Annotated in this window: 11 protein-coding genes and 1 rRNA gene; 7 read left to right on the top strand and 5 right to left on the bottom strand. The window is 37.9% G+C overall.

Annotated features, from left to right (window positions below):
• Position 1: 1 nt before the first annotated feature.
• Positions 2–325: a TapY2 family type IVa secretion system protein gene (locus ESZ39_RS14040; RefSeq protein ID WP_146880533.1), complete on the top strand. Its 324-nt coding sequence runs from the start codon at positions 2–4 to the stop codon at positions 323–325.
• Positions 326–405: 80 nt separating this feature from the next.
• Here the strand turns inward: ESZ39_RS14040 and ESZ39_RS14045 are convergent, their stop codons facing one another.
• The 3 genes from ESZ39_RS14045 to nadE all read right to left on the bottom strand — a co-directional run bounded on the left by ESZ39_RS14045 (position 406) and on the right by nadE (position 2,796).
• Entirely contained in the window at positions 406–999 is a 594-nt protein-coding gene (locus ESZ39_RS14045) for a GspH/FimT family protein (RefSeq protein ID WP_146880534.1), read from the bottom strand.
• A gap of 313 nt (positions 1,000–1,312) precedes the next feature.
• Positions 1,313–1,876 carry a GspH/FimT family pseudopilin gene (locus tag ESZ39_RS14050; protein ID WP_191321800.1) on the bottom strand — a complete coding sequence of 188 codons (564 nt, stop codon included), beginning with the start codon at positions 1,874–1,876 and terminating at the stop codon, positions 1,313–1,315.
• A gap of 77 nt (positions 1,877–1,953) precedes the next feature.
• Positions 1,954–2,796: an ammonia-dependent NAD(+) synthetase gene (nadE, locus tag ESZ39_RS14055; RefSeq protein ID WP_146880543.1), complete on the bottom strand. Its 843-nt coding sequence runs from the start codon at positions 2,794–2,796 to the stop codon at positions 1,954–1,956.
• A gap of 211 nt (positions 2,797–3,007) precedes the next feature.
• On the opposite strand from nadE, the gene glnB reads away from it, so the two are divergent.
• Positions 3,008–3,346 carry a nitrogen regulatory protein P-II gene (glnB, locus tag ESZ39_RS14060; protein ID WP_077287161.1) on the top strand — a complete coding sequence of 113 codons (339 nt, stop codon included), beginning with the start codon at positions 3,008–3,010 and terminating at the stop codon, positions 3,344–3,346.
• 266 nt (positions 3,347–3,612) lie between these two features.
• On the opposite strand, the gene ESZ39_RS14065 is transcribed toward glnB, so the two are convergent.
• On the bottom strand, positions 3,613–4,377 hold the full coding sequence (locus ESZ39_RS14065; RefSeq protein ID WP_146880536.1) for an outer membrane protein assembly factor BamD: 765 nt from the start codon (positions 4,375–4,377) through the stop codon (positions 3,613–3,615).
• A gap of 152 nt (positions 4,378–4,529) precedes the next feature.
• On the opposite strand from ESZ39_RS14065, the gene rluD reads away from it, so the two are divergent.
• The 3 genes from rluD (at position 4,530) to clpB (ending at position 9,235) form a co-directional block, all read left to right on the top strand.
• Positions 4,530–5,507, top strand: a complete 978-nt coding sequence (gene rluD, locus ESZ39_RS14070) for a 23S rRNA pseudouridine(1911/1915/1917) synthase RluD (RefSeq protein ID WP_146880537.1) — start codon at positions 4,530–4,532, stop codon at positions 5,505–5,507.
• A 43-nt stretch (positions 5,508–5,550) separates the two neighbouring features.
• Entirely contained in the window at positions 5,551–6,330 is a 780-nt protein-coding gene (pgeF, locus tag ESZ39_RS14075) for a peptidoglycan editing factor PgeF (RefSeq protein ID WP_223270394.1), read from the top strand.
• Positions 6,331–6,646: 316 nt separating this feature from the next.
• Positions 6,647–9,235 carry an ATP-dependent chaperone ClpB gene (gene clpB, locus ESZ39_RS14080; protein ID WP_146880539.1) on the top strand — a complete coding sequence of 863 codons (2,589 nt, stop codon included), beginning with the start codon at positions 6,647–6,649 and terminating at the stop codon, positions 9,233–9,235.
• Between the two features lie 50 nt (positions 9,236–9,285).
• Here the strand turns inward: clpB and ESZ39_RS14085 are convergent, their stop codons facing one another.
• Positions 9,286–9,729, bottom strand: coding sequence for a DUF4124 domain-containing protein (locus ESZ39_RS14085; RefSeq protein WP_146880540.1), 444 nt, complete (start codon positions 9,727–9,729; stop codon positions 9,286–9,288).
• A 249-nt stretch (positions 9,730–9,978) separates the two neighbouring features.
• Between ESZ39_RS14085 and pssA the strand changes: the two genes are divergently transcribed.
• A complete protein-coding gene (gene pssA, locus ESZ39_RS14090; protein ID WP_146880541.1) occupies positions 9,979–10,830 on the top strand; it encodes a CDP-diacylglycerol--serine O-phosphatidyltransferase in 852 nt (283 codons plus the stop codon).
• Positions 10,831–11,606: 776 nt separating this feature from the next.
• Positions 11,607–11,705: ribosomal RNA gene (locus ESZ39_RS14095) — 16S ribosomal RNA — on the top strand; the annotation flags it as partial.

The following is an 11,705-nucleotide window of genomic DNA, read 5'->3' on the forward strand; positions in this document are numbered from 1 at the left end:
AATGAAAAATATAATATTTGTGGTTACTTTACTACTATTGATTAATGTAAATTGCAATGTGGCTGCCGCTAATATAGTTGTAAAAAAGTACAAGGTTGATGTTAAATGTCATATTGAATTAGTTGGCGGTAAGCCGTTGATTTACTTTGCTAGCGTGAAAGAAAGTCGAGTCAATAAACTTGTGGATACTCTAGCTAATCGCAAAGTCCCAACACCTTTTTCTAAAGATAGACAGCAAGTGTATCGGGCATTTGAGTGTGTACTGTTAAAAGCTAAATTTAACTCGGTTAAAGCGAATCAGCTATTTGACGAACAACCTCGTTAATATGCTGTTCGCATAAATAGCCTTGCTTAGCTAAAGTTATTCTATTCTATGATTATGCCCAATAGCTGTTATTGGGCATATTAACTACAAGAAACCTCAGTACCATTTCTATTTTCATCTTTATTGTCATTATCGGTATCAGCAGTAGCATATACTCGACCTGACAGAGAAACTTCAACGCCACGAGATAAATCATTATGACCTTTAGGGCAATAACTGAAATTACTATTGCCACCAGAAACTAAGCGCCCCGTTGGTGCAAAAACAATAAGGTTTTGGCTGAATTCTAAGGTGTCATCGTTGGCTATTTTGCCTTTAACTTTAACCATCTCTTCGTTTGCACTGTCATAAGTATTATTGTTAGCGAAGGTACTGTCACTATTAATAAAGACACTTAATTCACTTTGCCAGTTGCTACTGCAAGTTGTCCCATTTAATGGGCAAAGGGTGACATTTTTACCACTATTGATCGCACTGTTTCTTGCTGTTAATACTAAGCGATGAATTTCGCTTATTTCATTGTCAACTCTTGATTGCACTATAAATTGACTTAAACTAGGGCCAGCAATGGCTGTTAATATACCAATAATAGCAATGCCAATAAGTAACTCAACAATAGTAAAGCCTGTGATTAATTTTTTATTTTGAGATTTTTGGATATATAACTTAGACACAACGACAGCTTTAGTGAAGATTAATGTTTTACTTATAACATTGTTGCTTAAGCGCAGCTAGAGATTTTGTTTAGATCATAGGTGCTAATTACAGTCTTGATATTAGGGATATTAATTTATTTCACTCACTTTTCAAAATGAGTGCCGCACTGCCTTGTTATTTTAGTCTGTAAGCAGCTAATCACTATGTCATAAATGTTGCCTGTTATTAAGTGGAGAAGGTATATATGTCTATCAAATATAACTTAGCTGTGTGTCAGCAATGAAGATTAAAATAATAGCTCTCAACAGAAAGCAGACGAAAATTAATCAATTAAAAACATTTTATTTTAGTCCCTGTGCGCCTGACATGCTTGCCGTTAGTTTTATTGGCTGCGCTAACATAGGCTCTACCTGAATTTCTTACAACAATACCTCGGTTTTTATCATTATGATACTCAGGGCAATAGCTAAAGGTAGCATTTTGTCCCCAGCCCAATAAATGTCCGGTTGGAGCATAGGTTAAACCGATACGTGTTTTGCCATATTGCAGTTTATCTCCCACTTTTATGGCATTTTTTTGAGCGACAAGTTGCTCATTCAGTGCCGGTTCATAGACTTTATTATTGTTAATGTCAGTAAATACACTCAGCTCTTGGTGCCATAAGTTTTTGCATTTACCTTGGCTATTTAATGGGCATAAAGTTACGCTAGTATTATTGCTTAATGCGCTATTTCGAGTGATTAAAATGAGACGATGTAGGGTGAATATTTCATTGTTTACGCGAGTGTAAACAATGAAATTATTTAGGCTAGGAACACCAATCGAAAGCAAAGTTAGCATTATAGCTAGCGCAACCATCGATTCGATAATCGTAAATCCATTATACTTTGACACCACAACCATTCCTTAGTTGAGTAAACATTCAGTACTAGGTATAGTCAAAAATATTGAAATTTTCCAAAATAAATTAGTTAACCTTCATATATTGTCGGGATTCCCAAACGTTTATGCTGCGTTTTCACATAGATAGAAATTATTTTTTCTTCAATTAATTTATCGGTGTTTTTACCTTCTAAAAAATCATCTAATTGGTCATAACTCATGCCTAGTGCATCTTCATCTTTTTTATTTGGCGTCAATTCTTCTAAATCAGCAGTTGGCGCTTTATCAATTAATTGAGCTGGAGCACCTAAACTGCTAGCAAGCTGCTTTACTTGTCGTTTAGATAAGCCAAATAAAGGTGCTAAATCACAGGCCCCGTCACCCCATTTAGTAAAAAAGCCAGTTATATTTTCTGCTGAGTGATCTGTGCCTAGTACTAAAGCGCCTAATATGCCGGCAACATGGTATTGCATTGCCATGCGAGTGCGAGCTTTGACATTACCTTTAGAAAAATCTACTTGTGCGGCATTAGCGGTTAAAAGGTTAGCAGCTTGCAATGCGCTAATGGTTTCAGTATGAATGCCTTCTGTGCCTGCAAAGATATTAGTGGTTAAACTATGGCTAGGTTTTATAAACTCAAGGGCAAGTTGTGCGTCATCTTCATCTGCTTGTATATCAAAGGGAAGTCTTATAGCAATAAACTTATATACCGGTTGGTTTTCAATGCTTTCGTTATTTAAAGCGTCAATAGCGAGTTGTGCTAAGCGCCCGCAAGTAGAGGAATCAACGCCACCACTTATGCCTAAAATAAGAGATTTAAGCCCCGATTGTATTAATTTTTTTTTGATAAAATTAACTCGACGTTCAATTTCAAACGCAGCATCAATTTCAGGTAATACTTTCATTTCATTGATTATTGCCTGGGCGCCCATGATATTTCCTTCTGGAGTATGTAGCATGTTACTTTTAAGCTGATTTATTACAGCAGGTACGTCTAGTGTAACAAAGTCTATCTTCAATTAGAATTTTTGCACTATGGGTATAAGCTAATTCTGTGTACAATTACTTGATATTTAGTTGTGATGTAGATAATAATAATTATCAGTAAAATGCTGACGCGTAAATCAACCTATAGGCTGTAAAATGAAAAAGATAGAAGCGATAATTAAACCATTTAAAATGGATGATGTACGTGAAGCACTAGGCGAAATTGGTGTGACGGGAATGACAGTATCAGAAGTCAAAGGCTTTGGACGTCAAAAAGGGCATACAGAGCTTTATCGTGGCGCAGAATATATGGTAGATTTTTTGCCAAAAGTAAAGTTAGAAATAGTAGTGAAGAAAGAAAATGTTGAACGCTGCGTAAACACCATTTTAGAAACCGCACAAACGGGGAAAATTGGTGACGGTAAGATCTTTATAACAGATGTTGAAAGGGTGATACGAATTCGTACGGGAGAAGAAGACGAAGAAGCTATCTAGTTTTAACCTGTTAAAAAAATACCAGCACCAAGCTGGTATTTTATGTTCAGGATGAACGGTATGTCGAGATCACATGGATGTGAAGGAACGACGATGTTCAGGATGAACGGTATGTCGAGATCACATGGATGTGAAGGAACAACGATGTTCAGGATGAACGGTCAGTTTTTTTGTTCCAGACAAAAACTAAGTACCAACATCCATGTTGGCAATGTCGAGATCACATGGATGTGAAGGAACGACGATGTTCATAAAAAATAAAGCGTTTATTTAGCAACTCTCGGGTTATTAGGATAATTTGCTGCTAAAACTTGTCTGGCATTAATCTGTAAATCATTTAAGCCTAACTTCCCATAACAGACAATCATAATTTCTAATGCTTCTTCTGTTTCTGGGCTAGGGGAGAAATATTCAACAATATATTTTCCTCGGTTAGCAGAAGAAACATAGGCTTCGCGTTTTAAGTAATAACGTGCAACCGACAACTCATATTTTGCTAAGCGTGATTTAATAGCAATCATGCGTTGGCGAGAGTCTGCAGCATATTTACTGTCAGGATACTTCTCTAATACTATTTTTAAATCATTGAAAGCATCACGTGCCGCCGTTGGATCACGGTCTGAACGATCTATTCCTGCTAAGTTCTGAAATAAATTTTCTTGGGTAGCAACATTGATTAAGGCACGCATATAGTAGACGTAGTCTAAATTTGAATGTGCAGGGTTTAGCCTTAAAAATCTATCAGTAAGTGCTAATCCTTGTGCTGCATCACCGCTTTTGTAATAAGCATAAATTAAATCCAATTGTACTTGATGAGAGATTGGCCCGTAAGGATATCGAGAGTCTATCGCAGATAAAATTTGGATTGCTTTTTGATATAAGCCATTATCAAGCGAGGCTCTAGCATCAGAAAATAATGCTTGAGCTGACTTGTCTGGCACTTTTTGAATATCTTTATCGCTTGTCCCCGAACAGCCTGTTAATGCTAACACTAGCGCAAGGCAAATTATTTTTATTGTCACTTTTTCCATAGACTTCAATATCACTACTTTGTTTTAGTTAAAATAAATATCTTCCTCACTATAATTACTTAATGTAATTGCTTGAGCAAAGAGGTAAAATAAGCCATAGCATTCTAACCTAGCAATCCTGCCTTGCACAGTGCTAATTAATAGAGAGTTTGATGGCTGAGATAATTCAACACCGGGACACGGTTCCCGAATCATGCTTAGGTAAACGTTTCGACCAGACTTTGGCCGAAATGTTCCCTGATTATTCACGTTCACGATTAAAAGAATGGATTTTAGCCGGTCACGTTACGATTGACGGGCTAGTGGTCGATAAACCACGAGAAAAAATATTTGGTGGTGAAGAAATTGCCATTGATACCGAAGTTGAGAGCGAAGTGCGCTTTCAGGCACAAGACTTACCTTTAGATATAGTGTACGAAGACGATGATATTTTAGTCATTAATAAGCCCGCAGGCTTTGTCGTACACCCTGGTGCAGGTAACCCTGACGGTACGGTTTTAAATGCCTTACTACATCACTGCCCGCAGTTAGATGTTGTGCCGCGCGCTGGTATTGTTCACCGTTTAGACAAAGATACTACGGGGTTAATGGTAGTGGCAAAAACGATTGCTGCTCAAACAAACCTAGTTGAATCACTACAGGCGCGTGAAATTACCCGCGAATACGAAGCTATCGCCAGTGGTATTATGACCGCTGGTGGCTTGGTTGATCAGCCTATCGGTCGCCACGCTACAAAACGTACACATATGGCAGTTACTTTTTCAGGTCGCCCTTCGGTAACGCATTACCGTGTAATGGAAAAGTTCAGGTTACATACTCGTTTACGTTTACGTTTAGAAACTGGTCGAACCCATCAAATCCGTGTTCACATGGCTCATATTACTCATCCTCTGGCGGGTGATCCAGTTTATGGCGGCCGTCCGCGTCCTCCAAAAAATGCCTCGGAAGAGTTACGAGAAATGTTACGCCAATTTAAGCGCCAAGCTTTACATGCGGCAATGTTATCTTTATATCATCCGATAACAGGTGAGCAAATGACTTGGCACGCCGATGTACCCGAAGATATGGTTGCGTTAGCTGATATGCTACGTACAGATACCAAAATTCACCTCATTGATAGTGATTACTAACTCATCGGATAACTTACTATGTATTAATTGGCCAACAGAACGCGTGTTGGCCTTTACTACTACCCGCTTACTTCCTAGCAAACATCAATCATCTAAAAATTCACCAGATTTATTATCAAACACCATCAAAAGAGAAAACCTTCAGACAGAATTTGATGCTTTTAATCTAGGTGACCACGTTGGTGATTGTGCCAATGCTGTTGCTCAAAACAGAATCCTGCTACTTGAATATCTTCCTGTTCTGACAAAAGTTCAATGGTTAGAGCAAGTTCACGGCAATAAGGTGGTGGTTGTTGATGAATATCAAAATACACCTATTGTGGCTGATGCCGCGATAACACGTAGTCAGCACATCGCTTTAGCCATAATGACTGCCGACTGTTTGCCTATTTTATTATCAAACAAGGATGGTAGTGAAATCGCTGCAATTCATGCCGGTTGGAAGCCTTTGGCTGCAAACATAATCGAACGAACAATTGCAAAAATGCATAGCACTGCAGATGAAATTTTCGCATGGATGGGGCCTTGTATTGGTCGACAGGCTTTTGAAGTTGGTCAAGAGGTAAAACAGGCTTTTTGTCAAATGTCAGTAAAATTTGAGTCTGCTTTCCAACCTGTGGCACTTTTAAATAATACCAAAGCAGAGATAAAGTTTCTGGCTAATTTGCAGTTAATCGCTGAGTTACAACTCTTAGCATTAGGAGTTAAAAATATCGCTAAAACGACAGAGTGCACCTATTATAATAGTGATAAATATTATTCTTATCGCAGAGACGGAAAAACTGGGCGTATGGCTAGCGTAATATGTATAGATACATTCTAGATAAAAATTATCCCTTACAATAAGATTATTATTTAAAAGTGTTCTTTTGACTTAGGTCAAAGTTTTAGCGACTCTTTTCTTGAAAACTCACCGCGGTGTCCTTATAACATAAGTAATTAAACTGTAAGTCCAGTAATACCAGTTCCATTAATTTTGTGATCTTGCTGTGCGCAGGAAAATAACTCAAGGTAAGGCGCTCGATTGAGCAATAGCTGGCTATTGGGATTGAGAGCAACACAGCCTTGAGCTATTTTAACTAGTACAAGTGAGCAATAACTTAATGGGATTGGTATAACATGGCACTAGGAGAAAGATAATGCGTTTAGAAAAATTTACCCAGACTTTTCAAGTAGCAATATCTGATGCACAGTCCATCGCATTAGGTAAAGATCATCAATTTATCGAGCCAATACATTTAATGCTTGCGTTATTAAATCAAGATGCGAGCAGTATAATTCCCTTATTAAAAAGTGCTGGTATTAATGTACGAACCTTAAGAGCGCAAGTTGAAACGGCTCTTCAAGAATTAGCACAAGTCTCTGGTACGGGTGGCGAAGTGCAGTTGTCTTCTGCCATGGGTAATATCTTAAACCTTTGTGATAAATTTGCGCAAAAGCATGGCGACAAATTCATCTCCTCAGAAATATTTATGCTGGCGGCGTTACAAGATAAAGGTAAGTTAGGTCAAATTCTTAAAGGCTTAGGGGCGAGTGAACAACGCATACAAGACGCGATAGTACATATTCGTGGTGGTAAAAACGTTGATGACGCTAACGCCGAAGAAGTACGCCAAGCACTAGATAAATATACCATTGATTTAACCGAACTAGCAGAGCAGGGAAAGTTAGATCCGGTTATTGGCCGTGATGATGAAATCAGGCGCACCATTCAGGTGTTACAGCGCCGTACCAAAAATAATCCGGTATTAATTGGCCAGCCTGGTGTGGGTAAAACCGCGATTGTTGAAGGTTTAGCCCAACGCATTGTTGATCATGAAGTACCAGAAGGTATTCGTAATAAACGCGTATTGTCACTGGATATGGGCGCACTTGTTGCCGGTGCTAAATATCGTGGAGAATTTGAAGAACGTCTTAAAGCGGTCCTCAGTGAATTAAGTCAATTAGAAGGGCAAGTCATCCTCTTTATTGATGAATTACATACTATGGTTGGTGCCGGTAAAAGTGATGGTGCGATGGATGCCGGTAATATGTTAAAACCAGCGCTAGCTCGCGGAGACTTGCACTGTGTCGGCGCTACAACATTAGATGAATACCGCCAATATATTGAAAAAGATGCCGCATTGGAGCGACGTTTCCAGAAAATCTTGGTAGATGAACCTAGTGTTGAAGACACCATTGCTATACTGCGTGGCCTTAAAGAACGCTACGAACTCCACCATAATGTTGAAATAACAGACCCCGCTATTGTTGCTGCGGCAACGTTATCACATCGCTATGTTAGTGACCGCCAATTACCTGATAAAGCCATTGATCTTATTGATGAAGCGGCTTCTAGTATCCGTATGCAAATGGATTCTAAACCAGAAAATTTAGATAGATTAGAGCGGCGCTTAATCCAACTAAAACTAGAGCAACGGGCCTTATCAAAAGATTCTGATCCCGCCTCTAAAAAACGTTTGGAGCTAATCTCAGATGATATTGCCACTTGCCAAGTCAGTTATGACGAATTAGATGAAGTATGGAAAACCGAAAAAGCAGCATTACATGGTACACAAGCGATTAAAACTGATCTAGAGCACGCTCGTATTGAACTTGAAGCGGCTCGTCGCGTGGGCGATCTTAATACCATGGCTGAATTACAATATAGTCGTATTCCAGATCTTGAAAAACAGCTTGATCTTGCTAGCCAAGCAGAAATGCAAGAAATGACCTTACTACGTAACAAAGTAACTGATGTAGAAATAGCTGACGTGTTAAGTCGAGCTACAGGAATTCCGGTTGCAAAAATGCTAGAAGGTGAATGTGATAAATTACTGCAAATGGAAGATAATCTTCATAAACGGGTTATTGGGCAGTCAGAAGCGGTCGTTTCAGTATCAAATGCTATTCGTCGCTCAAGAGCCGGTTTGGCAGATCCTGATCAACCTATAGGGTCATTTCTATTTCTAGGCCCTACCGGTGTTGGTAAAACAGAATTAACTAAAGCTTTAGCTCACTTTCTTTTTGATAGTGAAGACTCGTTAGTGCGAGTCGATATGTCAGAGTTTATGGAGAAACACTCTGTTGCGCGTTTAGTGGGAGCGCCTCCAGGTTATGTCGGTTATGAGGAAGGTGGTTACTTAACTGAAGCGGTAAGACGTAAGCCATATTCTGTTATTTTACTTGATGAAATTGAAAAAGCGCACCCTGATGTCTTTAATATTTTATTACAGGTGTTAGACGATGGACGTTTAACAGACGGGCAAGGACGGACGGTTGACTTTAAAAACACTGTTATTATTATGACCTCAAATATTGGCTCAGATATTATTCAGGCATATGTTGATGATAGCCAATATCCACAAATGAAAGCGCGGGTAATAGCCGAACTTGGTCATCACTTTAAGCCAGAGTTTATTAATAGGGTCGATGAAACAGTGGTCTTTCATCCTTTACTTGCCGAGCAAATTAAAAGTATCGCTAGTATTCAAATATCAGCTTTAACCAAGCGGCTAGAAGAGCGCGATATAACCATGACATTATCAGAAGAGGCTTTATCTTTTATTGCCGCAGCAGGTTTTGACCCAATTTTCGGTGCTAGACCTTTAAAACGCTCTATTCAGCAAGAAATTGAAAACCCTTTAGCACATAAGTTATTGGCTAACGAATTCTCTGCCGGTGATCATATATTTGTCGAGCTTGGTAATAATAATTTGAATTTTATTGTCAAAGATCATAAAGATTAATCGCGTTGTTGTAAGCTAACTCACGAAAATGTAGGCTGATATTTATTGACTTAATCAGTACAATAAATATCAGCCTGTTTTGTGTTCATCGCTAATTGTCGCTGCTTTTGTAATGCAGTTAATACCTTTACATTACCTTTTTCATTTTTATATTGAATTTTATCAAAATTATTTAATGTTTTGATATTTTTATGAGCAGTTAAGCACTTCTCATTACTAAGGTTATTATTAACATCATTTTCTTCACTACTGTCATCAAGAGCGATATTTTGTAATCTAGATGATTCAGTCTTAGCCGCTTTATCAACAATCACCGAAGACTTTTTATTATTTGACATACTAATTTCGATATAGTCATCGCGATCGGGCTGATGTTGGCTAAAATGAACGACATTGTGTTCATCGCTCCAACGATAAACTGTCATTTTTTCAGCCGCAGACACATCGAAATACACTAATGTGACTAAACATAATGACAATGTCTTAATGTTCATAATGATACCTATCCATAAGTTAAACCTTAATTACTCTACTATTAGCATAATAAACTAAAGTAATAGTCACTGAATAGTCACTGATAACTATCATGTAATTACTATAGTGATTTATAACAACACAAAGGTCAGTTTACAAATTTTTACTACTTTTATTAACCATTCATTTGTACTACAGCTACCGTTAATAATTAAACTTATGCTAGATTAGTGTTCTCTTATTCATATTAACGTATTTCGGTTTTACTTATGCCAGACAAACATAATGACGATTCGCTGCAAACTCGTGGTATTTATCTTTTACCTAATTTGCTAACCACTGCAGGTTTATTTTCTGGGTTTTATGCTGTTATATCATCAATGAATGGACATTTCATTAGTGCTGCGGTTGCTATATTTATTGCTATGATTTTTGATGGCTTAGATGGTCGGGTTGCTCGAATGACTAATACTCAAAGTGAGTTCGGCGCAGAATATGACAGCATGGCTGATATGTTGTCATTTGGCATAGCACCAGGAATAGTAGTTTATAATTGGGCGCTCTCAAGTTTTGGTAAGTTTGGTTGGTTAGCCGCATTTGTTTATGTTGCTTGCGCAGCGTTGCGCCTTTCACGCTTTAATACCCAAGTTGGCATTGCCGACAAGCGTTATTTTCAAGGATTGGCAAGCCCTGCAGCAGCAGGCGTTATTGCTAGCCTTATTTGGGTTGGTAGCGAATATAAAGTTAACGGCCAAGACTATGGTTATATTGTCGGTATTATTACCATCATACTTGGCTTATTAATGGTGAGTAATTTTAGATACAACAGCTTTAAAGAAGTTGACTGGAAAGGTAAGGTAAATTTTGTTGTTGTTTTATTAATAGTGCTCGCCTTTGTGGTTATTGCATCGAGTCCTGAAAATATTCTGCTTATTATATTTGCTTTATATGCCTGCTCAGGACCATTTACCACTATCCGTTCAGTAAAAAAGTTGAAACTGGAGCATGTAGTGGGCGACGATCAAGACGCAGATTTTCATCGTTACAGTGAAAATAAAACCACTGACGCCGAGAAAGTAGCGGAAGAAGAAACTAGATCAAAAAAAGATGTGTCAAAATAAGCTAGCTACTTTATATAAATCATAGCCTACTAATTTATTACTCAGTAGTTTTATTACTTCTAAGAGTAACAAGCGTGTCATACGAGATAAAAGCGGCACTATTAAGCGCTGTTTATATCTTATATGAACGAAAAAACAACGTATCGCTTAATTAAAAGGCAAGCAAACATCTAATCAACATTTAATGACAATTAGGTGTTGACGTGCAGTCAGAAATCGCTAGAATGCGCTCCAGTTCCAAGGGGTAACCCAAACGAACGGTTTTAATGAGTTACTTAACGTGGTGTAAACTAACTAAGTTAACTTAACGTTTTAAGAGTAAATTTAAATCTTCTGAAAAGAAAGTTAAAAAAATACTTTTTAATTAGAAATAAACGTTGACATTAAAACTCAGGTGCGTATGATGCGCATCTCGCTTCAGGCAAGGCCTGCAGCAACGAAACAAAGCGAATGAGATTTTGTTTCGGTTAGTTTTCTCCTCAGAGATAAACTAGCTTTCTTTAACAATTAGTTATCATGCAATTTGTGTGGACACTCACATTAACGTTGATTTTACATAGTTATCCTCGGATAACAAAAAAACAGCTTAATATGATGTCACACAAAGAATAAGTATCATTTAAGTCTTCGGATTTAAATAATACGTTTTATGTAGTTTTTATCTTCTTACTCTTTTATTAGGGAACGATAGATAGAAACACGACAGAATTCATTGAGCAGATGTCTTTTCTTAAAAAGTCTTTGGGTTAATTAAGGTGAGCATCACAAACGATTTTTAATTGAAGAGTTTGATCATGGCTCAGATTGAACGCTGGCGGCAGGCTTAACACATGCAAGTCGAGCGGTAACAGAGATAGCTTGCTATCTGCTGACGA

It is taken from the genome of Colwellia sp. C1TZA3, from assembly GCF_007954265.1.
GTDB lineage: Bacteria > Pseudomonadota > Gammaproteobacteria > Enterobacterales > Alteromonadaceae > Cognaticolwellia.